Source organism: Mesorhizobium sp. WSM3859 (genome assembly GCF_002295065.1).
Classification (GTDB): domain Bacteria; phylum Pseudomonadota; class Alphaproteobacteria; order Rhizobiales; family Rhizobiaceae; genus Mesorhizobium.
Genome location: NZ_NSGG01000001.1, coordinates 70,658 through 96,694, shown reverse-complemented (window position 1 = coordinate 96,694; position 26,037 = coordinate 70,658). Strand labels below are relative to the sequence as shown.

Genomic DNA, 26,037 nt, shown 5'->3' with positions numbered 1-26,037 from the left:
ACACATATCAGGTCTCAGCTGAGTTCCTCGGCAAGTCCGATGAGAACCCCTTCGGGCCCGCGGATGTAGCAGAGCCGATAGACGTCCCTATACCGGACCACTTCGCCGACGAGCTCAGCGCCGCGCTTGCGGAGCCTCTCCAGCGTGTCGTCGATGTCGTCCACGGCGAACATGACACGGAGGTAGCCCAGGGCGTTCACCGGGGACTTGCGGTGATCCGCCACGACCGGTGGCCTGAGGAAGCGGGACAGCTCGAGCCGGCCGTGGCCGTCCGGCATGCGCATCATGGCAATCTCGACATGCTGGTCGCCCAGTCCGGTGACGCGTCCGGCCCATTCTCCTTCGATCGAGGCCCGTCCTTCGAGTTCAAGGCCGAGCTCGCGAAAGAAATCAATCGCCCCGTTCAGGTCTTCGACGACGATTCCGACGTTGTCCATCCGTTTGAGCGCCATGTGTCCAACCTAAAAGTGTCGACCAATCCAACAAGGAACCATTTCCAAACCGGTCCGACCTGAAACGCGACACCCCCCGAATTGTTCAAGCGCGGCCCTTGGCAAAGAAATCCGGATAGTCTTCCATTGCCGCGGCAATGATGCGCAGCGAGGCGGCGATCCGCAGCATTTCGAGCCGATCGCTGCGTTCGCCGATGCTGGCCGCATATTGCCTTGCCACCGCGATGGTCGCGGTCTGCGGCTCGCCCGGCCGCCGGAACAACAATTCACGCGCCAGGCCGCGCAGAAAATTGCCGATAGATTCGACTGTCTCGCGCGGCACTGCGGAATTCAGTTGCGCATGGCGCAGCCGCAGCACCTCCAGCCCGACGGTGACGGCGGCGATGCTGCCGCCAAGAATGGGGTCGCCCCTGCGGCCCGTTCGCTGCACCTGCGGCATCAGTTGGTTGATCCGGTCATAGGCGAGGCTTTCGAAGGCCGAACGCCGAGGTATCCGCTCATGCAGGCAAAGCCGTGCCAGATCCTCGCGCATCGCCTGCGAGATACGCTCCACGGTGACCCAAGGATCGGCGGGCAGCACGACGATGAAGACGCCGATGGCAATCAGGATGCCGACCAGGATCGAGGCCGAGCCCGCGAAGAACGGCCCGGGATCATAGATCATCTGCTGATGCGGGCTGAGGAAGGCGAGGAAGTTGATGGCGAAAGCGGTGGCGACGCCGACATGGCGTGGATTGGCCATGCCGAGCGCCGCAGGCACCAGGATCGGCACCACGAAGAGCGTGAACCAGCCGAAGCCGGGCAGCGCCGGCAGCGCGACCTGGCCGACCAGAAAGGCAAACGGCAACGCGATCAGGGTGCCGGTGAAGAAACCCCAGGCCGACTGCACGGGGTTGGGGCGCGCCGCGAACAGGCTGGAGACGACGGCGACGAGGATAACGGTGCCGGCTGCTTCCGACCATTTGGTCGTCAGCCAGAAGACTGCGACGAGCAGCGTCGCGAGCGCGGCGCGCACGGCGTTGCGCCATGCGGCCTGATAGTCGCGGTGGACGACCAGCGCCGGCTGGCTTCGCTCATTCGATTTCCGGGAGACAGGCGAGCGAAGCGCGTCGAGGCCGTCCAACACCTGCTTCAGCGCTTCGGCAAAATCGCCGGCGATGGTGAGGCGAGTGATGGTGCCCACCTTGTCCTCGGCGCCATCGATTGTACCGGCATCGTTGGGCAGCGCCGGCACCTCTCTGGCCTTGCTCGCGATCGCGTCGAGCCGCGCCACCCAGGGGCCCGTGTCGTCGAGCGCGCCGGGTGTCGCAGCCAGCTCGCCGACAAAGGCTTTCAAGTCGCGTCGCATGGGGATGAGCGCCGCATTCTTTGGCGCGCGGTGGCTGTGCAGCGCACGCGCCGCCGACAGCGCCCATAGAAGCTGACCGATGGTGCGCCGCACCGGGTGGGCGCGGGGGGCGAAACTCGGCGCTTCCAGCCGCGCATAGGTGCGCATTTCAGCGAGCGTCTGGGCGTCGGTGATCAGCTTGCGCTGGAGCGCGGCAAGGCTTGCCGGATCGCCGCCGGAAAAAGCTCCGGACGCATATTCCGCGAGGTCGAGGATGCTGCGCCTCAACCGCGAGATGATGGCGTCGGCCGCGAGCTTGGGCAGGATCAACCGGCTCGTGACGCCGGCGCAGACGATCCCAATCACGATCTCGGCGCACCGGGCGATCGCCAGGTCGACGACGACATGCGGCTGTCCAAGCGCCGGCAGGCTGATGATCATGGCCGTATAACCGGCAAGGGCGGCGCCATAGGCTTCCGGGTTGCGCAGCAGCGACGAAACGAGCGTGCATACGCCGATCCAGAGCGCCAGGACAGTGACCAGCAGCCAAGGGTTGGCGCCGAACAGCGAGGTGATGCCGACCGCGGCAAGGCCGCCCGCCAGCGTGCCGATCAGCCGGTAAAAACCCTTTGCCAGCACCATTCCGGCCACCGGCTGCGCTACGATGAACACCGTCATCATCGCCCATTGCGGATGGTCGAGCTGCAACGCGTAGGTAACAAGCAGCGCAATCAGCCCGGCCGAAACCGTGCGCAAGGCAAAAATCCAGTCGGAACGGGTCGGCTGCGTCAGACCGCTTAACGATGTCTCGACAAGCCCTTTCAGCCGCGTCCAGGTCACATTCGTCTCCGTACCGGAGCCTTTATGGACCAGTCGGCGATCAGATATCCAGCACGTCCGTCTCGGCGAATTCGGCGTGCTCCTGGATGAAGCGGAAGCGGGCCTCGGGCTTGGTGCCCATCAGCGCGTCGACTGCATCCTTGGTGGCCTGCTCGGCTTCGATCACATCGACCCGCAGAAGCGTGCGCTTCTTCGGATCCATCGTGGTCTCCTTGAGCTGCGAGGCCATCATCTCGCCCAAGCCCTTGAAGCGGCCGATCTCGACCTTGCCGCGTCCGGTGAATTCGGTGCGCAGCAACTCGTCCTTATGCGCGTCGTCGCGGGCGTAGTCGACCTTGCCGCCCTGCCGGATCGAGTAGAGCGGCGGCACGGCCATGTAGAGATGGCCGCCGCGGATCAGGTTTGGCATCTCCTGATAGAAGAAGGTGATCAACAGCGAGGCGATGTGCGCGCCGTCGACATCGGCGTCGGTCATGATGATCACGCGGTCGTAGCGCAGGTCCTCGTCGCGATACTTCGAGCGCGTGCCGCAGCCGAGCGCCTGGATGAGGTCGGAGATCTGCTGGTTGCCGGCCAGCTTGTCGTTGCCGGCGCTGGCGACGTTGAGGATCTTGCCGCGCAACGGCAGCACCGCCTGGCTGGCGCGGTCGCGCGCCTGCTTGGCCGAGCCGCCGGCCGAGTCGCCCTCGACGATGAAGATCTCGGCGCCAGCGGCCGCATTCTGCGTGCAATCGGCGAGCTTGCCCGGAAGGCGCAGCTTGCGCACGGCGGTCTTGCGCGAGACTTCTTTTTCCTGGCGTCGGCGCACGCGCTCGTCGGCGCGCGCGATGACCCATTCGAGAAGCTTAGAGGCTTCCTGCGGATTGTCGGCGAGCCAATGGTCGAACGGGTCGCGGATGGCGTTTTCAACGATGCGCATCGCCTCGATGGTCGCCAGCCTGTCCTTGGTCTGGCCGACGAATTCCGGCTCGCGGATGAACACCGACAGCATGCCGGCGGCCGAGATCATCACATCCTCGGTGGTGATGATCGAGGCGCGCTTATTGCCGATCAGGTCGGCATAGGCGCGCAGTCCGCGCGCCAGCACGTTGCGGAAACCGGCCTCATGCGTGCCGCCTTCGGGGGTCGGGATGGTGTTGCAGTAGGAGTTGAGGAACCCGTCGCCGCCGAACCAGGTGACGGCCCATTCCAGCGAACCGTGGCCACCCTGCTTGTCGCTCTTGCCGGCAAAAACCTCGCGCGTGACCTGGAACTCGTCGCCCAGCGTTGCCTTGAGATAGTCCTTCAGGCCGCCGGGGAAATGAAACTCGGCCTTGGCCGGCGTCTGGTCCTTCTCCTTGATCAGCGACGGATCGCAGGTCCAGCGGATCTCGACGCCGCCGAACAGATAGGCCTTCGAGCGCGCCATGCGATAAAGCCGCGCCGGCTCGAAGGCAGCGCCCTTGCCGAAAATCTGCTCGTCGGGGTGGAAGCGGGTCCTCGTGCCGCGGCGGTTATGAACCTCGCCCAGGTGCTCGAGGCCGCTGACCGGGACGCCGCGGGAAAAACGCTGGCGGTAGAGCTGGCGGCCGCGCGCGACCTCGACCTCGAGGTGGTCGGACAGCGCGTTGACGACCGAAACACCGACGCCGTGCAGGCCGCCGGAGGTCTCATAGACCTTGGAGTCGAACTTGCCGCCCGAATGCAGCGTAGTCATGATGACTTCGAGCGCCGGCTTCTTGAATTTCGGGTGCGGGTCGATCGGAATGCCGCGGCCATTGTCGGTGACGGTCAGGAAGCCGTCGGCGGAAAGCTCGACATCGATGAAGGTGGCGTGACCGGCCACGGCTTCGTCCATCGAATTGTCGATGACCTCGGCGAACAGGTGGTGCATCGCCTTGTCGTCGGTGCCGCCGATATACATGCCCGGACGGCGTCGCACCGGCTCGAGCCCTTCCAGCACCTCGATATCGGCGGCGCTATAGCTCTCGCTGCCGTCGCGCGCTGCGGTCGAGCGCTTCGCGGCCTGCACGAGCGGATCGGCGGGGCGCGAGGTCGCGCGCACCGGCTGTGCGGGCTTTTCCATCTTGCCGAAGAGATCGTTGCTGTCGTCCATGCGAGGTCTAGCGTCCGGTAATGCGAATCACGTCTCGATACTGCCACGCTTTTGGCGGGCGAACGAGTTCCTGTTCCGTTCAGGGATAAAACTGTCTCTTATTCCAAAACCATTCGATAACCAAGCCGGCCGAAATAGGGCGGCCCGCGCGGCCCGCTGTTCCTTATTCTTTAACATTAACGCCTAGCGTGAGGCCCAACCAACAAAAGACCACGGGCGTCAGGGGTTTCGTTGTGAGGGGCAGGGTCATAACCATGATCGGTATCGCAGCCGTCTTCGGCGCGATCTCGATCTTTGCGGCGGATTTCTGGGTCAAGAGCCAGGCAAAGGCTCAGCCCGAAGTCAAGGTCGTCACGGTCGAAGCTCCGCAACAGCCCAAGGTCGAATTCAAGACCATCGTGGTGGCTCAGGCGCCGCTGCGTTACGGCATGGAACTCGGACGGCCGCAGCTCGCCGAGATCCCGTGGCCGCAGGATTCCCTGCCGCAAGGCGCTTTCCCGACGATCGACAAGCTGCTTGCCGACGGCAGCCGGGTCGTGCTGTCGCCGATCGAGGTCAACGAACCGGTGCTGCTCACCAAGCTGTCGGGACCGAACGGTCGCGCCACGCTTTCCAACATGCTGTCGCCCGGGATGCGGGCCGTCACCATCCGCACCGACGAAATCGCCGGTGTCGGCGGCTTCATCACGCCGGGAGACCGGGTCGACGTCGTGCTGACGCGCGATGCGGGAGACATCCAGGAAGTGTCCAAGAACGCGCAGGGCGCTGCCGGCTCGACGGTCACGTCCGAGGTCGTCGTCTCCGACGCCAAGGTGCTTTCGGTCGGCCAGGGCGCCGACGAGCGCAAGACCGAGCCGCAGGTCGCCAACTCCGTGACCATCGAGGTGACCAACGAGGGAGCGCAGAAGGTGGCGCTGGCCCGCACCGTCGGCACGCTGTCGTTATCGCTGCGGTCCGCCGCCGACGCAACTGCCGGCAATGGCGGGCTTACGACCATCTCGTCCTTCGGCGGTTCGGCCGCCGAAAAGGTGCAGGCGAGCGCCGCTTCGCTCTTCAGCGCCGCGACGAAGGAATCCGACGAGCCGAAATTCAAGACAGTGATCGTGACGCGCGGCGAGAAGGTCGAAGAATACAAGGTTCCTTCACGGGAAGCGCCGCAGGAACTGCAGGAATAGCCGGTGGGGACCGGCGGGGACGGGGACAACATGTTCGGGTTTAATGCATTTCGGACGGCCAGCGGATGGCGCCTTTCTGGCGCGATCGCGCTGGCGGTGTCGCTGGCTGTGGTTGGCTTCGCCGCGCCGGCAAGGGCGGACAATGACGTCGTCTATGTCTCGGCGAACAAGAACGCCTCGATCAAGGTCGCCAAGGGCAAGCCGAAGACGATCATGACGAGCGCGGCCTTCTACCAAATCGTCATCGGCGATCCGGAGATCGCCAACGTCAATCCGCTGACCGACAAGTCCTTCTATGTGCTGGGCAACAATCTCGGCACCACCGGTATCGCCCTGTTCGATCAGAACAAGCAGCTTGTCGGCACCATCGACATCGAGGTGACGCTGGACACCGACCAACTGGCCAGCACCATCCGCGCCAGCGTGCCCGACGCCAAGATCAAGGTCGGTTCGGCAAACGGCCGCGTCGTGTTGTCGGGCGAGGCCGAGGATGCGGTCGCCGCCGACAAGGCCAGCAAGATCGCCTCGCGCTTTTCCGGCAATGAGGAAGTCATCAACTCGGTCAACATCTCGTCCTCGCAGCAGGTGCAGCTCAATGTCCGCTTCGTCGAGATCAACCGCCAGGCCGGCCAGGATCTGGGCGCCAAATACGGCGCCAACTTTGCCTTCGGCATGGGCGGCCGCGACGTCATCCTCGATCCGGGCACGGTGCCATCGGCTGGCACCGGCGAGATCATCGGCCGGCTGCTCTCCAACGGCGTCTCGATCGACATCGCCATCAAGGCGTTGGAAGAGCGAGGCCTTGCCCGGCGGCTGGCCGAGCCGAACCTGATTGCGCGTTCGGGCCAGACGGCGAGCTTCCTTGCCGGCGGCGAGTTCCCGATCCCGGTCTCGGAAGAAAACGGCAAGATCAGCGTTACCTACAAGAAGTACGGCGTCGGCCTGGATTTCACACCGACGGTGCTGAAGGACGGGCTGGTGAGCCTCGACATCGCTCCGGAAGTGTCCTCGATCGATCCGTCTGCTTCCATCCAGGTCAGCAGCGGCATTTCCATTCCGGCCTTCATCGTGCGCCGCGCCAGAACGTCGGTCGACCTCAAGAACGGCCAGAGCTTCATGATCGCCGGCCTCCTGCAGTCGCAGAACGACATCACGACGTCGCGGGTGCCGGGAATCGGCAAGCTGCCGGTGCTCGGTCCGCTGTTCTCCTCGAAATCCTATCAGCGGCGCGAGACCGATCTGGTGATCATCGTTACGCCTTACCTGGTCAAGCCGGTCGACCCCTCGAAGAAGATGGTCGAGCCGACCGACGGCACCCGGCCTGCAAGCGCCGCCGACTATTTCCTCAACAACACCGAGGAAGTGGACGCCTCGGCGCCAAAGCGTCCGCTGGCGTTCGCCGACGGCGCCGCCGCCCGTTCCGCATCGGCCACCTCCGGCCACTTCCTCGACCTGCCGAAGGACTAAGGCCATGCGCAGCCTCTCTTGCATCGTTCTGCTCCTGGCCGGCGCTGTCGTCGCCGGCTGCACCAGCGACGACTTTGTGCGCACCGAAGGGGTGACGACGGGAGTCGGCAACGCGCAGGCATCCAATACCGCCATGCAGATGTTCGATCCGTGGAAGTACGGCGTCCAGAACACAAGGCTTCTCGTGCCGGCTCAACGTCCGGGTTCCGAGACTGGCGCCGTCGGCGCGAAGGCCGGCGCCGCGTCCGGGCCGATAACATCATCAACGACATCGAATTGATCGGCCGTACGATGGCATCTGCTACCAAGACCAAGAAGATCCTGCTCGTTTCCACCGACAGGGCGTTTGTGCAGGACACGCGGACGGCGTTTGCGACCTCCGAGGTGATCGAGCTCCTGACGGTGGAAAAGAGCATCAACGAGCTCCGCGGCGAGGCCCTCGAGATCGATTTCGGCACCGTCATCGTCGATATGGACGCGGCCAAGCTCGAGGAGATCGAGTCGCTGCAGCGCGTCATGCGCCGGCTGGAAGGCAGCGTCCCCGTGGTCGTCGTCACCCAGGAATTCAACGCGGCGGCGGTGCGCATCCTGGTGCAGCTCAAGGTCGCCGACTTCCTGGTCAAGCCGATCACGACGGCAGACCTGGTGCGTTCGGTCATCCGGGCGTTGCAGGGGCCGGGGCGGGAAGAGAACACCGAATCGCACATCTATACCTTCATGCCGGCCGCCGGCGGCGTCGGCACCACCACGCTCGCCCTGCAGACGGCCTTCCAGCTGCATCATTCGGTGACGCGCGGCGCTTCGACATGTGTCGTCGACCTCAACTTTCAGCAGGGCGCCTGCGCCGAATATCTCGACCTCGAACCGCGCTTCGACATCACCGAAATCGAGAACCAGCCGGAGCGCCTCGACCGGCAACTGCTCGATGTGATGCTGTCGAAGCATGCAAGCGGGCTATGCGTGCTCGCGGCGCCGACGCGTCCCTCGGACATGCGCTCGTTCAAGACCGATGTGGTGGTGCGCATGCTCGACCTCGTCGCGGCTTATTTCGACAATGTCGTCATCGATATGCCGCGCACCTGGTTCCCGTGGACCGAGACCGTGCTCTTGGGTTCCAACAAGCTCTATATCGTCGCCGAGATGACGGTGCCGTGCCTGCGCCATACGCAGCGCCTCATCCAGGCCGTCTATGAGACCGCGGGCAAGGAAGTGAAGCCCAACGTCATCGTCAATCGCTTCGAGCAGAAGATGTTCGACAGCGGCATCAAGCAGGCCGATGTCCAGGAGATACTCGGCGAACATTTCGTCGGGGGCATCTCCAACAACTACCGGCTGGTGCGCGAGGCCGTCGACCGCGGCGTGCCGTTGCACGCCATCGACCCCAACGCCAATGTCGTCAACGACCTGAAGAAGATCATCCTGCCGGAGGAGGCCGTCCAGACCACGGTCAAGTCGAAATCGCTGTTCGGCCTCGGCAAGGGCATGCTGAGGAGGAAGGCGGGATGAACAGTCGCTTTTCCAACTTGCAGAACCGTGACCTTCGCCCGCAGCGGGCACCGGAGCCCGCTCCTCTGGTGCACAATGCGGTGATCATCCCGACGACCCGCAAGCCGGTGCCGCCGAAGCCGGAAGCGGCGCCCGCAAAAAGCGCCAACAAGGTGCTCGACGCGCGCGTGCGCATCCACCGCATGCTGCTCGAGGAGATCAACCTCGTGGCGCTGGAGCGGCTGCCCAAGGATGAAATGCGCAGGCAGGTGCATGAATTCGTCTCGGAAAAGACGCGCGAGGAGCGGATGGCGATCAACATCGCCGAGCTCGATGCGCTGGTCGACGACATTGTCGACGAGATGGTCGGCCTCGGCCCGCTCGAGCCGTTGCTCAAGGACCCCGAGATCAACGACATCCTGATCAACGGCCACGAGAACTGCTTCGTCGAAAAGCGCGGCAAGCTGCAGCAGGTCCACATCCCGTTCAAGGATGAAGCGCATCTGCTTCGAATCATTAATAAAATCGTCGCGGCTGTCGGCCGACGCGTCGATGAATCGCAGCCGATGGTGGACGCCCGCATGCTCGACGGGTCACGCTTCAACGCGGCGATCCGTCCGGTCGGCGTCGACGGGCCGTTGGTGTCGATCCGCAAATTCTCCAAGAACAAGCTCGGCCTGCACAAGCTGGTCGAGTTCGGCGCCATCACCCAGAACATGGCCGAGGTGCTGGCGGCGGCGGTGCACGCCCGCAAGACCACGATCATCTCCGGCGGCACCGGCACCGGCAAGACGACAATGCTCAATGCGCTGTCGGCCTTTATCCCGGAAGACGAGCGCCTGATCACCATCGAGGACGCGGCCGAGCTGCAACTGCAGCAGCCGCATGTGGCGCGCATGGAGACGCGCCCGGCCAACATCGAGGGCCATGGCGAATTGAAGCAGCGCGACCTGGTCAAGAACGCGCTGCGCATGCGGCCCGACCGCGTCATCCTCGGCGAGTGCCGCGGCGAGGAAGCCTTCGACATGCTGCAGGCGATGAACACTGGCCATGAAGGCTCGATGGCGACCATCCATGCCAACACGCCGCGCGACGCGATCTCGCGTCTGGAACAGATGCTCGGCATGACCGGCATGCCGATGACGGTGCAGTCGATCCGCAGCCAGATAGCAAGCGCCATCGAAATCATCGTCCAACTGACGCGCCTTTCCGACGGCAAGCGCAAGGTGACCAGCGTCGCCGAGGTGACCGGCATGGAAGGCGATGTCATCCAGATGCAGGAAATATTCCGCTTCGTGCGCACCGGCATGGAGGCGGACGGCAAGATCCTCGGCCACTTCGAGGCGACCGGCATCCGCCCTCGCTTCCTCGAGGACCTGCGCAACATGGGCATCGAATTCCCGGGCAAGTATTTCGAACCCGGCCGGCCGCAGGACTAGGCCGGTGTTCGAGGGATTCAGCCCGATCTACGTCGTGTACGCTGCGGCGGCGCTTACTGGCATCATGATCGCCGAGGGTCTTTACCTGCTCTATGCCGGGCGCAGCGACAAGCGCATGGCGATCAACCGCCGCATGAAGCTCGCCGAGAACAAGATCAGCCAGGAGCAGGTGCTGATCCAACTGCGCAAGGAGCGCGGGATCGATGGCCACAGCTCCGTCTTCTCCCTCGACCGTTTCCGCGCCCTGCGCACGCAGTCCGGCATGACCACGCCGTTGCCGAAGTTCCTGATGATCACATCGGGGGTCGCTTTCGCGCTGGCGCTTCTCACGATCTGGAAGGGCTTGCCGCTTCTGTTCGGCCTGATCCTGTTTCTCATACTGCTGCCGGTGCTGCCGGTGATGGCGATGCGCTTCATGCGCAAGCGCCGGCACAAGCGGTTCGGGATACAGTTGCCCGAGGCGCTGGAACTGATCACGCGCGGCTTGAAGGCCGGCCATCCGGTGCCGGTGGCGGTCGCCATGGTGGCGCGCGAAATGGCCGACCCGATCGGCACCGAATTCGGCGTTGTCGCCGACGAGGTGACTTATGGCTCGGATCTGGTATCGGCGCTGAACAATCTGTTCGACCGGGTGGGGCATGAGGACCTGCCGCTGTTCGTCACGGCGGTGTCGATCCAGAGCAGTTCGGGCGGCAATCTGCGCGAGATCCTCGACGGTCTGTCCGCGACGATCCGCGAACGCGGCAAGCTGCGCCGCAAGGTGCGCGCCATTTCGACCGAAGGGCGCATGTCTGCCTACATCCTGACCGCGGTGCCGGTGCTTCTGTTCACCGCCATCATGGTGCTGATGCCGCAGTTCTACCAGGACGTCTGGGACGAGCCGAAGACCTGGTACATGCTGAGCGGAACCATCCTGTGGCTGCTGCTCGGCAACGCCATCATGTTCAAGATGTCGAATTTCAGGTTCTGAAATGGAAGACGTCATCCGCTTCCTCGCTTCGCTCGCGCCGACATCGCTGATGCCGGTTGCCGTGCTGCTGCTGGTGCTGGGCGGCGGCGCCGTCGCCTGGCCGCTTGTGCTCGCCAAGGGCGATCGCGGCGAGGTCAAGCGCCGGCTGAAGGTCGAGGTGGTGCAGCAGGTCGAGCAGGCGGAAGCCGCGCCCAAGAAGAGCACCAGCGCCGTGCGCGAGAAGGCGGTGAAACGGGCGCAGGAGTTCTATGCCAAGAGCGACCCGGAAAATGTCGCGCGACTGCGCATGAAGCTTATCCAGGCCGGCTATATGGAGCCCCGCGCCGTCGGCATGTTCTTCCTGATCCGCTTCGCCACCCTGATCGGCGCCGCGTTGGGCGCGTTCCTGATCAACCATTGGGCGGCAAGCGCCGAGTCGACCATGACCAGCCGCTGGACGTTCATCATCCTGTCGGGCGCCGGCGGTTACTTCCTGCCGGGCCTGGTGCTGACGCAGAAGGTTCGGGAGAAGATGCGCGAATACCGCAACGGCTTTCCCGATTTCATGGATCTGATGATCGTCTGCTCCGATGCCGGCATGAGCATGGAGGCCGGCATCGAGCGGGTCTCAAGGGAGCTTTCCAGGACCTATCCGTCGCTCAGCCAGAACCTGATCCTGGTGTCGCTGGAACTGCGGGCCGGGCGCAGCCTCGACGACGCGCTCAAGGCGCTCGCCGACCGTCTCAGCCTCGACGAGGTGCGCTCCTTCGCGACGCTGCTGCAGCAATCCAAGGAACTCGGCACCAGCCTGTCGGGCTCGCTGCGCGTCTTCTCCGACGAAATGCGGCACAAGCGCATGTCGCTGGCGGAGGAGAAGGCGCATGCCTTGCCGGCCAAGATGTCGGTGCCGGTGACGGTCTGCATCCTGCCGGTGGTGCTGATGATCGCCATTATTCCGATCATTGTGAAGCTGACCACCCACCACTGAGGATTCAGGTGAGGCCGGTCTGCAAACGGCGGCTTCCTGCGCTTCCGGTGCTCACGTACTTTAAGTACGCTCCGCTCCGGTTCTCGGAAGTCACCGTTTTCAACTCGGCCTGACCTGAATCCAGCAGCACCTCAAGGGGCGCTGGTTAATACATCCTTGGCGGACAACCAAAATTTAGCTGCATTTCGGCACCGAAGCTTAATCGCTCTGCTGTATCGTCTTTTCCTGAAGAACGACCCGGCAAATCGGGCGATGGGGCAGGGGCATGCGTCAGAGACTTCCCAAGGCAGCAGCGGCGTTGGCAGCCATTTTGATGATCACGGGCTGCACGACGAACAACAACGTCGACACGACCAAGACCACGGCGATCCAGCCGGTGGCCAAGGATGTCAGCGCCAACGACCTTGTCGAAGGCAAGGCACAGTTCCGCGAGGCGAATTTCGGCCTTGCCGAACAGCATTTCCGCAAGGCGGTCGAGCTCAGATCAGACAATGCCGAAGCCTGGATGGGGCTTGCCGCTTCCTATGACGAGCTCGGCCGTTTCGACTTCGCCGACCGCGCCTATGCGCAGTTGCTGAAGGTTGCCGGCCGCAAGCCGCAGATCGTCAACAATATGGGTTATTCGCAGCTCCTGCGCGGCAACAAGAAGAAGGCGCGCGCGCTGCTGCTCGAGGCCAAGGCCCACATGGCTGATCCGACCGTGGTCGACGCCAATCTGGCACTTCTGAACAAGAGCTAGAGCCTATCGGGCTTGGGTTGAATCGTTCCGCCCGAATTCCTCGGCCGCCGGCCGAACGCCGTTTCAGCGAAACGGGACAAGTTCCAGCCGGTACAATTTTCGTTTGTCGATTGGCGAAATCAAAGCGACAGGGTTGAATTTCCGGCTGGCGGACGCACGCCTATCAACCGGCTTACCAGATGTACAACGTCGGGCGATTATCGTTTTTTCGCGTGGATCGCCTCGCGCTCGTGAAAAAGAACTGTTTCAATATAAACCAACAATTTCTAGTCTTCGCGTCTGCTGGATGCAGTAGTGGATGCTTTGTAAACCTTGTCGGAAGGTTGGGTCGAAAGGTTAGCTGAAAACGGTATCAGCGGGCCGCCGTTAACCTAGAATGCAGCGTCACTGACCACTCCCAAGAGGCGGCGGCTCAACAATGTTGGATTTTAGTTCGCTCCTGCTCGCGGCGGCGTTGTCGGGCACGTGCCTCAGCATCACCATGCTTGCGATCTGGCTCACCGCTCCGCGGGCGCGCTTCGTGCTGACGGTGGCGTGCGGCATCCTTGTGCTTGTCGCGCATGTCGTTCTGTTCTGGCAATACACCAAGGAACCCAACCCCTGGCTCTGCCAGGCAGTGCTGGTGCTACTCAGCCTGGGTTTCCTCATCATCTGCATGTCGGCGATGCAATATCTGGGCGTCGGCAACCATGGCAGCGTTGTTCTGCCGACACTGGCAGCCATGGCCGCCTGCGCCGTCTTCACCTATCTCGGATTCGATGGCATCGGCTTCCTCATCACCTATTCGGCCGTCACGGCGCTGCTCGCGGCGATCGGAACGATGTTCTGGATGAAGGGCGATCACGACCGCAGGATCCTGCTCGTCGTCTCGTTCCTGAGCGGAGCCTGCGGCTTGTCCTTCGCGCTGTGCGGCCTGGTGTTGCTGGTGCAAGGGCAATGGGTTCTCGGTGCTGCGCCCGACAATTGGGCAGAGCGGTTGAACACCGTCGTCGCGGTTGCCTGCATGACCGGCCTCGGCGCGCTGACGCTTTCGCTGCATCATCTGCAGGCGCAGATCGAGCTCAAGGCCGAGACCATGACCGATCCGTTGACCGGGCTGATGAACCGCAGGGCGCTCAACGAACTCTACGGTGATCGCAGCTTCGGTCCGTTCATGGCGATCGCCATGTTCGATCTCGATCATTTCAAGACGACCAATGACGTCTTCGGCCATCCCGTCGGCGACCAGGTCCTTTGCCGCTTCGCGGCGGTGATCAAGAAATACGGCAGGACAGGGGTCGACGCCTTCCGGCTCGGCGGCGAGGAATTCGCGCTCGTCATGTCGCGGATCACGCCTGAAAAGGCGCATGACATGGCAAGCCGCATCGGCGTCGCCTTCGGCACCGAGGTAGTCGCGACACACCGCGGCCCGCTGCGCAGCAGCGTAAGCGGCGGCATGGGATTTGGCGCAGCTAGCGGCCGGACCCTGGACGAGATGCTGGCCGAAGCGGACGCCGCGCTCTATGCCGCCAAACGCGCCGGGCGGAACCGCGTTATCGCCCAACGCCAGGAGGGTCAGCCCGATAGCGGGCCGGCCCAGAAAACCGCCTGAACGACTACTCCGCGGCGCCGAGATATTCCGACAACGGCGGGCAGGAGCAGACCAGGTTGCGGTCGCCGGCGACATTGTCGATGCGCGAGACCGGCGGCCAGTATTTCGCCGCCAGGTCGGCGTCGCCCGCTGGATAGGCCGCATCGAGCCGCGAGTAGGGATGCTTCCACTCAGCTGCGAGCGCTTCCGCCGCGGTGTGCGGAGCGTTGACCAGCGGATTATCGTTGGGCGGCCATTCGCCTTTTGCCACTTTTGCCGCCTCGCCGGCGATCGCAATCATCGCCTCGCAGAAGCGGTCGAGCTCGCGCTTGGGCTCGGACTCGGTCGGCTCGACCATCAGCGTGCCGGCGACCGGGAACGACATGGTCGGCGCGTGGAAACCGTAGTCGATCAGGCGCTTGGCGATGTCGTTGACGCTGATGCCGGCGCTCTCCTTGAGCACGCGGGTGTCGAGGATGCACTCATGCGCGATGCGATCGCTCCGGCCTTTGTAGAGGAGCGGGAAATGCGGCGCGAGCCGCGTTGCCACGTAGTTGGCCGAAACGATCGCCGTCTCGGTCGCCTGCTTCAGGCCGGAACCGCCCATCATGCGGATATACATCCAGGTGATCGGCAGGATAGAAGCGCTGCCGAAAGGTGCCGCCGCCACGGCATGCGCCGAACCCTCTGTGACGTGGCCCGGCAGATAGGGTTTCAGATGCGCCCTGACACCGATCGGGCCGACGCCGGGACCGCCACCGCCATGCGGGATGCAGAAGGTCTTGTGCAGGTTCATGTGGCAGACGTCGGCACCGATATCGCCGGGCCGCGCAAGGCCCACCAGGGCGTTGAGGTTGGCGCCGTCGAAATAGACTTGGCCGCCATGCTCGTGGATCAGCGCGCAAAGATGGCGCGCACCCTCCTCGTAGACGCCATGCGTCGAAGGATAAGTGAACATCAGCGCCGCGAGGTTCTTGGAATGCTCGTTCGCCTTGGCGCGCAGGTCGTCCATGTCAATGTTGCCGTCGTCCAGGCAGCGCACGACGACGACACTCATGCCGGCCATGGCGGCGCTCGCCGGATTGGTGCCGTGCGCGGAAGACGGGATCAGGCAGATCGTGCGATGGCCTTCGCCGCGCGCGCGGTGATAGGCGCGGATGGCGAGCAGGCCGGCATATTCGCCTTGGCTGCCGGCATTGGGCTGCAGGCTGACGGCATCGAAGCCGGTGATTTCCGACAGCCAGGACTCCAGGTCGCCGGCCATCTTACGATAGCCGGCCGAATGGCCGGCAGGGGCGAAGGGATGCAGGTTGGCGACACTCGGCCAACTCACCGGCATCATCTCGGCGGCGGCGTTGAGCTTCATGGTGCAGGAGCCGAGCGGGATCATCGCCCGGTCGAGCGCCAGGTCCTTGTCGGCCAGCCGGCGCAGGAAGCGCATCATCTCGGTTTCGGAGCGGTTCTCGTGGAAGACCGGCTGCGTCAGGAACTCCTTGCCGCGCGGCTTGCCGGGCATCGAGCTGCCCTCAGCGCCTGGCTTGGCGCCGAAGAGGCCGGCGATCGTCTCGAGATCAGCTTCCGTCGAGGTCTCGTCGAAGGCGATGCTGATCTTGTCCGCATCGATGACGCGCAGCAGCCGGCCTGTCTTCTCCGCGGCGGCGGCGATCGCGCCGGCCCTGCCCTTCATTTCGGCCGTCACCGTGTCGAAGCGGCTTGCGCCGAGCACCGATACGCCGGCGGCTTTGAGACCTGAGGCGAGGCGGTCGGCAAGGCTGTGGATACGACCGGCAATCGCCCGGAGGCCGGCAGGGCCGTGCCAGATCGCATAGGCCGTGGCCATATTGGCCAGCAGCGCCTGCGCGGTGCAGATGTTGGAGGTGGCCTTGTCGCGGCGGATGTGCTGCTCACGTGTCTGCAGCGCCAGCCGGTAGCCGGGGCGGCCCTTGGTATCGGTCGACTGGCCGACGAGACGGCCGGGCATCAGACGGGTCAGCTTGTCGGAAACGGCGCAATAGGCGGCATGCGGACCGCCGAAGCCCATCGGCACGCCGAAGCGCTGCATCGGACCGACGGCGATATCGGCGCCAAGCTTCGCCGGCGCATCCGTCAGGGCGAGCGCCAGCGGATCGGCGATGAAGACCACCAGCGCGCCGGTAGCGCGGGCCTTTTCGATCGCCGCTTTGTGGTCGCCATAGACGCCGAACGTATCCGGCCAGGAGACGAGCAGCGCGGCGGTGTTGTCGTCGATCGTCTCGCCGTCGACCTCGATGCCGAGCGGCTCGGCTCTGGTGCGAACGACATCCAGCGTCTGCGGATGCGGCGTGCCTGCGAGCGCCACCTTGCTGCGCTTGTCGCGATGGTGGCGCAGCGCAATGCCGACGGCTTCGGCGACGGCGGTGGCCTCATCGAGCAGCGAGGCGGACGCCACCGGCAGGCCTGTCAGTTCCGTCACCAAAGTCTGGAAGTTGAACAGCATTTCCAGCCGGCCCTGGCTGATCTCGGCCTGGTAGGGCGTGTAGGCCGTGTACCAGGCCGGATTCTCGAACAGGTTGCGCTGGATAACGGGCGGCACGAAGACGCCATGATAGCCGGCGCCGATGAAGCTCTTCAGCACCGTGTTCTTCGCCATGATCGCGGACAGTTCGGCCAGCGCTTCGGCTTCACTCGCCGGAGCAGGCAGGTCGAGCGGTCGATCGAGGCGGATCGATCTCGGCACGGCCTGGCTGATGAGCGTTTCGACGGACGGAACGCCGAGCACGGCAAGCATGGCTCTGACATCGTTGACGCCCGGGCCGATATGGCGGGCCGAGAAGGGAGTAAGCGCTGCGGTCATGTCTTTATGTCCTGATATCAGCCGATATGGGCTTTGTAGGCGGCTTCATCCATGAGGCCGTCGAGCTGGCTTTCGTTGGAGAGCTTCATCTTCCAGAGCCAACCGTCGCCAGTCGCCGCCGAATTGACCAGCGAAGGGTCGGCCGACAGTGAGCCGTTGGCCTCGGTGATCTCGCCGTCGACCGGCGCGTAGACGTCCGACGCTGCCTTGACGGATTCGACGACGACGGCGGTATCGCCCTTGGCGAGCTTGCGGCCGATTTCCGGCAGCTCGACGAAAACGAGATCGCCGAGCTGTTCCTGGGCATAGTCGGTGATGCCGACAGTGGCGACGCCGCCTTCGACGCGGAGCCATTCATGGTCTTCAGTGAAATAGGTCTTTGCCATCTGGAGATCATCCTTTGCGATAGCGGTGTGGGGTGAAGGGCAGGGACGTGACGTCGACCGGGATTTTCGTCCCGCGGACATCGGCGAAGAGTTTTGTGCCGGGCTTGGCCAGCGCGGTGTCGACATAACCCATGGCGACCGGGTGGCCGGTGGAGGGGCCGAAGCCGCCGGAGGTGACATGGCCGGCCGGGTTGCCGCCGGCATCGACCAGCGCCGCGCCGGCGCGCACCGGCTGGCGCCCGTCGGGCTTCAGGCCAGCGCGCTTCTGCGACGGCCCTCGTTCGATGATCGAGCGCAGCGCATCGGCGCCGATGAAATGGCCGGCGCGGACTTCCTTGGGGATCGCCCACATCAGGCCCGCGCTCGCCGGGTCGACTTCCGGCGTCAGGTCCTGGCCATGCAGGCAAAGTCCGGCCTCGAGCCGCAGGCTGTCGCGGGCGGCGAGGCCGATCCATTGCACGCGCTCGTCCTCCAGGAGTTTGGCGATGAGATCGCGCGCCTCCTTTTCCGGCAGGCCGATCTCGAAACCGTCCTCGCCGGTATAGCCGGAACGGCTCATGAACCAGTTCTGGCGCGGCTCGATGCCATGCATGAAGAGCAGCGAGCCGGTCTCGATGCCCGCGCGGGACAGGGCGGCCCACGCCTCGGGTCCCTGGATCGCCAGGAAGACGCGGTCGAGCGGCTCGACTTTGGCGTCGAAATCCGTTGCCAGAGCGCGCAGATGCTTCTCGTCCTCGATGGCGTTGCCGGCATTGGCCACGACCATGAACCGGTTTTCGCCCAGGCGCGTGACGATCAGGTCGTCGATAATGCCCGCTGCCTCGTTGAGGAAGAAGGTGTATTTGGACTGCGAGATCTCCAGCGCGCCGGCATCGAGCGGGCAGGCCCGGTCCAACAGCGCCGCGGCGCCTGGACCGCCGACCTCGAACAGCTTCATATGCGAGATGTCGAACAGCCCGGCGTGCTCGCGCGTGTGCAGGTGCTCCTTCATCACGCCCGGCGGATAGGTGAGCGGCATCGACCAGCCGGCGAAAGCGCCGAAGCGCGCGCCCGCGGCCTGATGCAAATCCTCGAGGGGTAGGTGCCTGGTGTCTTCGCCTGTCATGTCTTCTCCAGAGTCGCACGCAATCGACCGCCATTGGCGGCCTAGTCCGTGCCCCTCTGTCTGAAGCCTGAGAGACTCGCGCCCCGTAACTCTGTCGGCAGCGCTTACACCTTCGGCGCGGGGCCAGGCCCCGACTTTCCAGAGTTGTCTTTCCCGTCCACGGTTCTTTTGCCTGAGAGATTTCGGGCGATTTCCCCTTCGGCGACAGCTCTCGCTGCTCTCTCCCGCAAACAGGTGGGACTCACAAACCGAGCCCCCGACTCGTCATCCATAGCCCGTCGGCGACACGTTGTCACCTCCCTGCGACATCTAAGGTGCGTTGATATTCAGGTGAGGCCGGCCTGCAGATGCTGGCTTCCTGCGCTTCCGGTGCTCACGTACTTAAGTACGCTCCGCTCCGGTTCTCGGAATCCATCATTTTCGACTCGGCCTGACCTGAATCTCAACGCACCTAAAGCGCGCAACGCCGGCAAGGCTTCGCTAACCACGCCATTTGCCGGTTTCTCAAGACAACGCTGATAAACCTGACGGGATAACGCCGGCAAAGGCGATGGGCAGGGACGGCAGATGGGCGAATTGATCATGAGCGCTCCGGTGGCGGGGCTGACCTCGAAAAACAAGATTACGGCCGAGGACGTGGCAATGCTGCGGCGCGAGGTATTCGCCGACGGCGTGGTGAGTCGCGGCGAGGCGGAGGCGCTGTTCGCGCTCGACCAGACGGCGCGCGACAAATGCGGCGAATGGGCACCGTTCTTCGTCGAGGCGGTGACCGACTACATCGTCCACCAGGAAAAGCCGGAAGGCTATATCTCGGAGCAGAATGCCGACTGGCTGGTCCGCACCGTCTCGCGTGACGGCATGGTCGACAGCCGCACGGAGCTCGAGCTGCTGGTGCATGTGCTGGAGGAAGCGAAATCCTCGCCCGGCCAGCTCTCGGCCTATGCGCTGGAGCAGGTCGCGCATGCGGTGATCGACGGCAAGGGGCCGTTGATGCTCGGCGGCGAGCTGGTTCCGGGCTTGATCGCCAAGGCCGAGGTCGATCTCCTGCGCCGCATCCTCCATGCCTTTGGCGGCGACGGCAATATCGCCATCACCAAGGCCGAGGCAGAGGTGCTGTTCAGGATCAACGACCGAACGGCGGCCGCCGACAATGATCCGTCCTGGAACGAACTCTTCGTCAAGGCGATCGCCAACTATGTCATGTGCTCGGCCGGCTACGAGCCGCCGACGCGCGAGATGGCGCTACGCCATGAAAATTTCCTCGACGAGGCGGCGCCGACGCTCGGCGGATTCTTCAGCAGCATGGTCTCGGGCGGGTTTTCCGCAATCCTCGAAGCCTATGATTCCCCTGACAACATCGAGGCCGAATGGGAAGCCAGGAACCGGGCTAGCGAGGCGCTAGCCCGCCGCGCCGAGACCATCGACGCCGACGAAGCCCAATGGCTGGCCGAGCGCATCGGTGGCGGTCGGCGGCCGCTGCGCGACAACGAGCGCGCGCTGCTGGCGCTGATCAGGCACGCTTCGCCGGAAATCCATCCGACGCTGAAGACGCTGCTGGATAAGGTCGCTTAGGCGCCCTCTGAATTGTCTTGCAAAGGATGATGTTGGAATGGCCTTCCGGCCACCCGGTCAGTTCGGCCATGCGCTCGAAGCCGGCCTTTTCGTACAAGCCAGGTGCCTGGAAGTCGTGGGTCGAAACCCATATCCGCAGGGAGCCACGCGCGGCAGCCTCGGCGATGAAGGCATCGAGCAGCTTCCTGCCATGGCCAAGGCCGCGATAGGTTTCGTCGACCCACATCAGCGTGAGCTCGGCAATGCCGGCCCAGGAATAACCGGCGGCGATCCCGACGCCGCGCCCTTGCTCATCCCGCAAGGCAAAGATGAGGGCACGGTCGTCGTCACGACCGGTCAGCCTCCGATTGTCGTCATTCAGACGCTCCTCGACGGCATCAAGCTCGGCGGACGGCAGATCGTGCTCGGCCCGCAGGCGAGGGGCCATCAAATCCCGCCATACCAGTCGTAGCCATTGTCCTCCCAGTAGCCGCCGCGGCCGCCGCCGACATTGGCGAAACTGTCGACCAGTTCGATCTTGTAGATGTATTTCGGCATCTTGTAGCCGAGCTGGCGCTCAACGCGTACTCTGAGAGGCGCGCCGTTCTCGACCGGCAGCGGCTTGCCGTTGAGACCGTAGGCCAAAATGGTCTGCGGATGGCGGGCATCGATCAGATCGATGGTGCCGTAATATTTGATGTCGCCGGACAGGCTCTGCTCGATCGTGTCGAGGCAGTGGAACATGACGTAGCGCGCCTGCGGCTTGACCATCGCCTGGTCGAGCACCAGCGACAGCGGCGTGCCAGTCCATTTGGCGATGCAGCTCCAGCCTTCCACACAGTCGTGGCGGGTGATCTGGGTACGGCTCGGCATGTTCTGGAGCTGCTCGCGGGTCAGTGACAGCGGCTTCTCGACAAGGCCGGTTACCTCCAGGCGCCAGTCGGCAAAATTGTTGGCGAGCAGGCCCTTGTAGGTGTCGTCGTCAGGCGCCGTGACGCCGTTCGGCCGCTGCGGCTGGCGGATGTCGGCCTCGGTGAATTCCGGCGCCAGCGCGTCTCGGCCGGCAAGCAGGCGCTGCGCGCGCCAGGTCAGGCCATTGGCGTTTTCGAGGAAGCTGCGCAGTCCGCCGCCGATGCCCAGACCGCTGTCGAAGGCATCGCAACCCGACAGCGCGATGCTGGACAGGCCAAGGCTGCTGGCGGTCAGGAATTTTCGGCGGCTGATCTGGAATTTTGCCATGTCAGGCGCTCCTCTCGGTCGACTGGTCGTGCTTCGCAGGCGGGTCGGTGCGGTACCAGCCGGTGATGATCGAGCGCAGCTCGTTGATCGGACCGGCGGCGAGGATCATCAGGATGTGGACGATGAAGAAGAGGACGAGCAGCACCATTACGGTGAAATGGATGGTGCGCGCAGTCTGCCGGCCGCCGAGGATTTCATTGAGCCAGGGCAGCACCGAATCCATGCTCGGCGACATGGCCAGTCCGGTGACGATCATCAGCGGCAAGAGCACGAAGAGCACGCCGCCATAGGCCATTTTCTGCAGCGTGTTGTATTCGCGCGTGTGATGGAACTTCAGCTTCGCATGATCGACGATGTCGCGCGGCAGCTTGCGCAGGTCCGACACGCGAGGGGCGAGGTCACGGCGGATATGGCCGTTGACCAGGCTGGCGATCAGCCAGACGAGCAGCGTGGTGGTCAGGATCCAGGCGAAGAAGAAATGCACGACGCGGGCGGTGCCGAGGTCGTAATAAGAGGGGATCGTCGCCCAAGCCGGAAAGGCGCGGGGCGTCTCTTGTCCCGGCAGACCCGACCAGCCGAGCACGCCGGTGGTGTCGAAGCGATGGCCGAAGATTTCGGTAAAACCGCGCGGACCGTTGGCGGTGTTCTCGGCGCCGATCTGGAGGATCGTGTTGTTGAATTCGAAGCCGGATTGCTTGCCGATATAGAGCTGCGGCCGCGCGTTGAAGATCTGCAGGCCGGAAAGCAGCATGAAGAACAGCGAGAAAGCCCAGATCCAATGGGTTAGCCGCGTCCAGCGCGACTGGCGATAGATAAGGGTCGTGTCCTTGCCGTCCGCCTCGGCGGCGGATCGGTTGTTGGCAACAGTGTCCATCTTGCCTCCGGCCGCCATGGGGAAGCGGCTTCTCAGGTCATTGTCTTCCCCTCAATACGTCGCCGCACAAGGCAATGTTTCATGCGATCACGGATTTATTACAGGAGAGCCAAGGGTGACCGCGAGATTGACCGCCGCTGCAACGATCACCGTGTTGAAGAAAAAGGTCAGGATTGAATGGACGAGCACGACCATGCGCATTTGCGACGTGGTGATGGCAGTGTCGGCTGTCTGCGCCGTCATGCCGATGACGGTCGCGAAATAGAGGAAATCCCAGCCTTCCGGGCGCTTGCCTCCGGGAAAATCGAGCCCGCCGGCGGGCATTTTTCTCTGGGTTTTTAGGTCGATCTCGTCGCCGTCTTTCCAGTAAACATGGGCGTAGTGCAGCGAGGCCATGGCGTGGATGGTGAACCAGCCGAGCGGGATCGACAGCATGGCGAAGGCAAGCTGCCAAGGGTGCGCTGCGTTTTTCTGATTGATCAAAAGAAACAGCGAGACGATCGCCGCAACGACGACGAAGAGCGTGACGGCGAAGATAAGCAGCACGGGCATGTCGGTGGCACGGGCGTTCTTGCTGAGATAGCGGCCGGTAAGCCGTGGCATCAGCGTCAGGACCAGGACGATATAGCTTGCAAAGAAGACATTGGCGCCAATGGAATAGGGGAGCGGCGCGCGCAACAGAAGGGCTAGCAGCAGTGCGACGACCCCGATGGCAAAGGCCAAAGCGAACTGCATATGCCGATGCATCGGCGTCTTGACGTCCTCACCCATGCCGGCCTCTTGAAAGGCGTTCGGATCAGTCCGGTGTGACGGATTTGAGCGCGCGTCGCAAGATGCGGTCGAGCTCGCCGAGAAACTGCGACCTGTCCTTCGGCGTGAACGACGCATTGAAGCCGCGGCTTTCGCCTGTCTCGCGCAGATGCTGCTTCAAATCGCGCATCGCCACCGCCATGCCGATGGTCTCCGGCGTGAAGGGGCGGCCGGTGGGTCCCAGCACATGCGCACCGAGCGCCACCGTGCGCGCGGCAAGCGGGATATCGGCCGTCACCACGACGTCGTTCTCCCTTGCATTCTCGACGATCCAGTCGTCGGCGGCATCGGCGCCCTTGGAGACGACGACGTTACGGATCATCGGATCGCGCGACGGCCGCAGCCCGCCGTTGGAGACATAGGTAACGACGACGCCATGGCGCTCTGCGACCTTCTCGACCTCGGCTTTCACCGGGCAGGCGTCGGCGTCGACGTAGACAACGGGTGCGGGCATCGTTGCTCCAAACAAATATGGGGCCGGCGTGTCGGCCAGCCCCATGGCAGAAATCGCAGGATTTGTCAGGCCGGCAGCGCGCCGGACTTCTTCGCCGTCCAGGTGGCCATATAGTCCATCAGGCCGGGGTTGAGACAGTCATAGGGCTCGAGCCCGATCGACTTCAGCTGGCCGCGAATGCCGGCCATGCGGTTCGGATCGACGCCGGATTCGATGATCGAGGAGACGAAGGCGGCGAAGCCCGGCGGCGACCAGCCGTCCTCCTCGAAGCGCTCCGGATGGATGAAGGACAGGCCCTTGAAAGGATGGTCGCGCTCGACCGGGCCATGCATGTGGACGCCGCAGCCGGTGCAGGCATGGCGCTGGATCAGCGCGGCCGGATCGACCACTTTCAGCTTGTCGCCGTTCTCGGTGACGGTGACGTCGCCGCTGGCCGCAACGGCCACGACCGAGAACACCGCGCCTTCCGGCTTCCAGCACTTGGTGCAGCCGCAGGCGTGGTTGTGGGCGATCTGGCCCTTGACCTTCACCTTCACCGGCTTGCTGGTGCAGAGGCAGACCAGCGTGCCGCCGGCAAAGCTCGCGCTTTCCTTGGGCAGGCCGTTGTCGATCGAGTGATGCAGTTTTTCCGCCATTCCTACTTCCTCCCTTTTTATCACACCGGTTTGGTGTCGACGATCGCTTCAGTCTCCATAAGGTGCGCCCGCAATACGCGGTGCACCTCCGGCAGGCTCTTTTTCAAAAAAGTGTCGCGCACGACAAAAGTGATTTCATCAACTGCCCGATCGATTTCTCCCAAGTCGATTTGAATGCGATTGTTGTCCCTAAAGCTGCGCCACAGGTCCTCGCCAAAATTCTGTATTCGATGGACCGTCGACTTTTCCCAGTCGATGAACCGTATGCGAACACGAATTTGGACCTCCTTCATCTAGTAAACCACGACGCTCCGGATCGACTTACCCTCATGCATGAGGTCAAAACCCTTGTTGATGTCCTCGAGCTTCAGCGTGTGGGTGATCATCGGATCGATCTCAATCTTCTTTTCCATGTACCAGTCGACGATCCGCGGCACATCGGTGCGGCCGCGGGCGCCACCGAAGGCGGTGCCCATCCAGGTGCGGCCGGTGACCAGTTGGAAGGGGCGCGTCGAGATCTCCTGGCCGGCGCCAGCAACGCCGATAATGACCGACTTACCCCAGCCGCGATGCGAGGCTTCCAGCGCCTGGCGCATCACCTTGGTGTTGCCGGTGCAGTCGAAAGTGTAGTCGGCGCCGCCGATCTGGTCGGCGCCGCGCTTGGTCAGGTTGACCAGGTAGGGCACGATATCGCCGTCGATCTCCTTGGGATTGACGAAATGCGTCATGCCGAACTTTTCGCCCCAGGCCTTCTTGTCATTGTTGACGTCGACGCCGATGATCATGTCGGCGCCGGCTAGGCGAAGCCCCTGGATGACATTCAAGCCGATGCCGCCGAGGCCGAAGACGACAGCGGTCGCGCCTTGCTCGACCTTGGCGGTGTTGATGACCGCGCCGATGCCGGTAGTGACGCCGCAGCCGATGTAGCAGATCTTATCGAAGGGCGCGTCCGGATTGACCTTGGCGACCGCGATCTCCGGGAGCACGGTGAAGTTGGAGAAGGTCGAGCAGCCCATGTAATGGAAGAGTTTTTCGCCCCCGACCGAGAAGCGCGAGGTGCCGTCCGGCATCAGGCCTTGCCCTTGCGTGGCGCGGATGGCGGTGCACAGATTGGTCTTGCGCGACAGGCAGGACGGGCACTGGCGGCATTCGGGCGTGTAGAGCGGGATGACATGGTCGCCCTTCCTGACCGAGGTGACGCCCTTGCCGACATCGACCACGATGCCGGCGCCCTCATGGCCGAGGATCGCCGGAAAGATGCCTTCCGGATCGGCGCCCGACAGCGTGAATTCGTCCGTATGGCAGATGCCGGTCGCCTTGACCTCAACCAGAACCTCGCCCTCGCGCGGCCCTTCGAGGTCCACCTCCATGATCTCCAGCGGCTTTCCGGCGGCGACGGCAACGGCGGCACGCGTTTTCATGAGGCATTCCTCCCAAGCGATTTGTAAGTTTTAGCTAACGGCAAGCTGCCCGTGGCGAATGCCAGCCTGCCATCCCTTTGGTGTTGGCGTAACTTTAGCGAGTTCCGCGCTGGCGGCCAACGTCTCTTGCGACGTTTTTCGGCGCTGTTTCTGCAGTTGGTGCCAGCCGCAGGGGCTAAGCGGCTGGCACTTGAGGCGCGTTG

24 protein-coding genes and 1 riboswitch are annotated in these 26,037 nt (G+C 63.7%); of the genes, 10 read left to right on the top strand and 14 right to left on the bottom strand.

The window, feature by feature from the left end:
• Nucleotides 1–14: 14 nt before the first annotated feature.
• From CK230_RS00455 to parE, 3 genes are all read right to left on the bottom strand, one after another.
• A complete protein-coding gene (locus tag CK230_RS00455; RefSeq protein ID WP_095815260.1) occupies nt 15–452 on the bottom strand; it encodes a VOC family protein in 438 nt (145 codons plus the stop codon).
• Between the two features lie 85 nt (nt 453–537).
• Nucleotides 538–2,619 carry an FUSC family protein gene (locus CK230_RS00450; protein WP_095815259.1) on the bottom strand — a complete coding sequence of 694 codons (2,082 nt, stop codon included), beginning with the start codon at nt 2,617–2,619 and terminating at the stop codon, nt 538–540.
• 40 nt (nt 2,620–2,659) lie between these two features.
• Complete coding sequence (gene parE / locus CK230_RS00445) at nt 2,660–4,714, bottom strand: DNA topoisomerase IV subunit B (protein ID WP_095815258.1); 2,055 nt, start codon at nt 4,712–4,714, stop codon at nt 2,660–2,662.
• Nucleotides 4,715–4,968: 254 nt separating this feature from the next.
• Between parE and cpaB the strand changes: the two genes are divergently transcribed.
• The 9 genes from cpaB to CK230_RS00400 all read left to right on the top strand — a co-directional run bounded on the left by cpaB (nt 4,969) and on the right by CK230_RS00400 (nt 14,547).
• Nucleotides 4,969–5,889, top strand: coding sequence for a Flp pilus assembly protein CpaB (cpaB, locus tag CK230_RS00440; protein ID WP_095815257.1), 921 nt, complete (start codon nt 4,969–4,971; stop codon nt 5,887–5,889).
• A gap of 30 nt (nt 5,890–5,919) precedes the next feature.
• Nucleotides 5,920–7,356, top strand: coding sequence for a type II and III secretion system protein family protein (locus CK230_RS00435; RefSeq protein WP_095815794.1), 1,437 nt, complete (start codon nt 5,920–5,922; stop codon nt 7,354–7,356).
• Nucleotides 7,357–7,360: 4 nt separating this feature from the next.
• On the top strand, nt 7,361–7,636 hold the full coding sequence (locus CK230_RS00430; RefSeq protein ID WP_245429772.1) for a hypothetical protein: 276 nt from the start codon (nt 7,361–7,363) through the stop codon (nt 7,634–7,636).
• A gap of 11 nt (nt 7,637–7,647) precedes the next feature.
• The gene (locus tag CK230_RS00425) at nt 7,648–8,862 is read left to right on the top strand and encodes a response regulator/pilus assembly protein (protein WP_095815256.1); all 1,215 of its coding nucleotides are present in this window, start codon (nt 7,648–7,650) and stop codon (nt 8,860–8,862) included.
• On the top strand, nt 8,859–10,280 hold the full coding sequence (locus CK230_RS00420) for a CpaF family protein (RefSeq protein ID WP_095815255.1): 1,422 nt from the start codon (nt 8,859–8,861) through the stop codon (nt 10,278–10,280). Before CK230_RS00425 ends, CK230_RS00420 begins: the two co-directional genes overlap by 4 nt.
• Nucleotides 10,281–10,284: 4 nt before the next feature.
• Entirely contained in the window at nt 10,285–11,250 is a 966-nt protein-coding gene (locus CK230_RS00415; RefSeq protein WP_095815254.1) for a type II secretion system F family protein, read from the top strand.
• Nucleotide 11,251: 1 nt separating this feature from the next.
• The gene (locus CK230_RS00410; protein WP_095815253.1) at nt 11,252–12,217 is read left to right on the top strand and encodes a type II secretion system F family protein; all 966 of its coding nucleotides are present in this window, start codon (nt 11,252–11,254) and stop codon (nt 12,215–12,217) included.
• A 265-nt stretch (nt 12,218–12,482) separates the two neighbouring features.
• Entirely contained in the window at nt 12,483–12,956 is a 474-nt protein-coding gene (locus CK230_RS00405) for a tetratricopeptide repeat protein (RefSeq protein ID WP_095815252.1), read from the top strand.
• 418 nt (nt 12,957–13,374) lie between these two features.
• A complete protein-coding gene (locus CK230_RS00400) occupies nt 13,375–14,547 on the top strand; it encodes a GGDEF domain-containing protein (RefSeq protein WP_095815251.1) in 1,173 nt (390 codons plus the stop codon).
• Nucleotides 14,548–14,551: 4 nt separating this feature from the next.
• On the opposite strand, the gene gcvP is transcribed toward CK230_RS00400, so the two are convergent.
• The 3 genes from gcvP to gcvT are packed head-to-tail and all read right to left on the bottom strand — an operon-like array spanning nt 14,552 to nt 18,850.
• The gene (gcvP, locus tag CK230_RS00395; RefSeq protein ID WP_095815250.1) at nt 14,552–17,359 is read right to left on the bottom strand and encodes an aminomethyl-transferring glycine dehydrogenase; all 2,808 of its coding nucleotides are present in this window, start codon (nt 17,357–17,359) and stop codon (nt 14,552–14,554) included.
• Between the two features lie 17 nt (nt 17,360–17,376).
• On the bottom strand, nt 17,377–17,745 hold the full coding sequence (gcvH, locus tag CK230_RS00390; RefSeq protein ID WP_095815249.1) for a glycine cleavage system protein GcvH: 369 nt from the start codon (nt 17,743–17,745) through the stop codon (nt 17,377–17,379).
• A gap of 7 nt (nt 17,746–17,752) precedes the next feature.
• Complete coding sequence (gene gcvT, locus CK230_RS00385; protein WP_095815248.1) at nt 17,753–18,850, bottom strand: glycine cleavage system aminomethyltransferase GcvT; 1,098 nt, start codon at nt 18,848–18,850, stop codon at nt 17,753–17,755.
• Nucleotides 18,851–19,000: 150 nt separating this feature from the next.
• Nucleotides 19,001–19,087, bottom strand: a riboswitch (glycine riboswitch).
• 330 nt (nt 19,088–19,417) lie between these two features.
• On the opposite strand from gcvT, the gene CK230_RS00380 reads away from it, so the two are divergent.
• On the top strand, nt 19,418–20,422 hold the full coding sequence (locus tag CK230_RS00380; protein WP_095815247.1) for a hypothetical protein: 1,005 nt from the start codon (nt 19,418–19,420) through the stop codon (nt 20,420–20,422).
• On the opposite strand, the gene CK230_RS00375 is transcribed toward CK230_RS00380, so the two are convergent.
• The 8 genes from CK230_RS00375 to CK230_RS00340 form a co-directional block, all read right to left on the bottom strand.
• Nucleotides 20,361–20,849, bottom strand: coding sequence for a GNAT family N-acetyltransferase (locus tag CK230_RS00375; protein WP_095815246.1), 489 nt, complete (start codon nt 20,847–20,849; stop codon nt 20,361–20,363). The genes CK230_RS00380 and CK230_RS00375 overlap by 62 nt on opposite strands.
• Complete coding sequence (locus tag CK230_RS00370; RefSeq protein WP_095815245.1) at nt 20,849–21,640, bottom strand: molybdopterin-binding protein; 792 nt, start codon at nt 21,638–21,640, stop codon at nt 20,849–20,851. Before CK230_RS00370 ends, CK230_RS00375 begins: the two co-directional genes overlap by 1 nt.
• A gap of 1 nt (nt 21,641) precedes the next feature.
• Nucleotides 21,642–22,514: a cytochrome b/b6 domain-containing protein gene (locus tag CK230_RS00365; RefSeq protein WP_095815793.1), complete on the bottom strand. Its 873-nt coding sequence runs from the start codon at nt 22,512–22,514 to the stop codon at nt 21,642–21,644.
• A gap of 87 nt (nt 22,515–22,601) precedes the next feature.
• Entirely contained in the window at nt 22,602–23,285 is a 684-nt protein-coding gene (locus CK230_RS00360; protein WP_095815244.1) for a DUF1345 domain-containing protein, read from the bottom strand.
• Nucleotides 23,286–23,310: 25 nt separating this feature from the next.
• Entirely contained in the window at nt 23,311–23,778 is a 468-nt protein-coding gene (locus CK230_RS00355) for a YaiI/YqxD family protein (protein ID WP_095815792.1), read from the bottom strand.
• A 65-nt stretch (nt 23,779–23,843) separates the two neighbouring features.
• Nucleotides 23,844–24,413: an S-(hydroxymethyl)glutathione synthase gene (gene gfa / locus CK230_RS00350; RefSeq protein ID WP_095815243.1), complete on the bottom strand. Its 570-nt coding sequence runs from the start codon at nt 24,411–24,413 to the stop codon at nt 23,844–23,846.
• Between the two features lie 20 nt (nt 24,414–24,433).
• Nucleotides 24,434–24,706: a hypothetical protein gene (locus tag CK230_RS00345; protein WP_095815242.1), complete on the bottom strand. Its 273-nt coding sequence runs from the start codon at nt 24,704–24,706 to the stop codon at nt 24,434–24,436.
• Nucleotides 24,707–25,834: an S-(hydroxymethyl)glutathione dehydrogenase/class III alcohol dehydrogenase gene (locus tag CK230_RS00340; protein ID WP_095815241.1), complete on the bottom strand. Its 1,128-nt coding sequence runs from the start codon at nt 25,832–25,834 to the stop codon at nt 24,707–24,709. It abuts the gene before it with no gap.
• Nucleotides 25,835–26,037 lie beyond the last annotated feature (203 nt).

Excerpts from the sequence above, each read along its gene's own strand:
- CK230_RS00455 (WP_095815260.1), bottom strand. The coding sequence starts at position 452 with ATGGCGCTCAAACGGATGGACAACGTCGGAATCGTCGTCGAAGACCTG.
- parE (WP_095815258.1), bottom strand. The coding sequence starts at position 4,714 with ATGGACGACAGCAACGATCTCTTCGGCAAGATGGAAAAGCCCGCACAG.
- cpaB (WP_095815257.1), top strand. The coding sequence starts at position 4,969 with ATGATCGGTATCGCAGCCGTCTTCGGCGCGATCTCGATCTTTGCGGCG.
- CK230_RS00435 (WP_095815794.1), top strand. The coding sequence starts at position 5,920 with ATGTTCGGGTTTAATGCATTTCGGACGGCCAGCGGATGGCGCCTTTCT.
- CK230_RS00430 (WP_245429772.1), top strand. The coding sequence starts at position 7,361 with ATGCGCAGCCTCTCTTGCATCGTTCTGCTCCTGGCCGGCGCTGTCGTC.
- CK230_RS00425 (WP_095815256.1), top strand. The coding sequence starts at position 7,648 with ATGGCATCTGCTACCAAGACCAAGAAGATCCTGCTCGTTTCCACCGAC.
- CK230_RS00420 (WP_095815255.1), top strand. The coding sequence starts at position 8,859 with ATGAACAGTCGCTTTTCCAACTTGCAGAACCGTGACCTTCGCCCGCAG.
- CK230_RS00410 (WP_095815253.1), top strand. The coding sequence starts at position 11,252 with ATGGAAGACGTCATCCGCTTCCTCGCTTCGCTCGCGCCGACATCGCTG.
- CK230_RS00405 (WP_095815252.1), top strand. The coding sequence starts at position 12,483 with ATGCGTCAGAGACTTCCCAAGGCAGCAGCGGCGTTGGCAGCCATTTTG.
- CK230_RS00400 (WP_095815251.1), top strand. The coding sequence starts at position 13,375 with ATGTTGGATTTTAGTTCGCTCCTGCTCGCGGCGGCGTTGTCGGGCACG.
- gcvP (WP_095815250.1), bottom strand. The coding sequence starts at position 17,359 with ATGACCGCAGCGCTTACTCCCTTCTCGGCCCGCCATATCGGCCCGGGC.
- gcvH (WP_095815249.1), bottom strand. The coding sequence starts at position 17,745 with ATGGCAAAGACCTATTTCACTGAAGACCATGAATGGCTCCGCGTCGAA.
- gcvT (WP_095815248.1), bottom strand. The coding sequence starts at position 18,850 with ATGACAGGCGAAGACACCAGGCACCTACCCCTCGAGGATTTGCATCAG.
- CK230_RS00380 (WP_095815247.1), top strand. The coding sequence starts at position 19,418 with ATGGGCGAATTGATCATGAGCGCTCCGGTGGCGGGGCTGACCTCGAAA.
- CK230_RS00375 (WP_095815246.1), bottom strand. The coding sequence starts at position 20,849 with ATGGCCCCTCGCCTGCGGGCCGAGCACGATCTGCCGTCCGCCGAGCTT.
- CK230_RS00370 (WP_095815245.1), bottom strand. The coding sequence starts at position 21,640 with ATGGCAAAATTCCAGATCAGCCGCCGAAAATTCCTGACCGCCAGCAGC.
- CK230_RS00365 (WP_095815793.1), bottom strand. The coding sequence starts at position 22,514 with ATGGACACTGTTGCCAACAACCGATCCGCCGCCGAGGCGGACGGCAAG.
- CK230_RS00360 (WP_095815244.1), bottom strand. The coding sequence starts at position 23,285 with ATGGGTGAGGACGTCAAGACGCCGATGCATCGGCATATGCAGTTCGCT.
- CK230_RS00355 (WP_095815792.1), bottom strand. The coding sequence starts at position 23,778 with ATGCCCGCACCCGTTGTCTACGTCGACGCCGACGCCTGCCCGGTGAAA.
- gfa (WP_095815243.1), bottom strand. The coding sequence starts at position 24,413 with ATGGCGGAAAAACTGCATCACTCGATCGACAACGGCCTGCCCAAGGAA.
- CK230_RS00345 (WP_095815242.1), bottom strand. The coding sequence starts at position 24,706 with ATGAAGGAGGTCCAAATTCGTGTTCGCATACGGTTCATCGACTGGGAA.
- CK230_RS00340 (WP_095815241.1), bottom strand. The coding sequence starts at position 25,834 with ATGAAAACGCGTGCCGCCGTTGCCGTCGCCGCCGGAAAGCCGCTGGAG.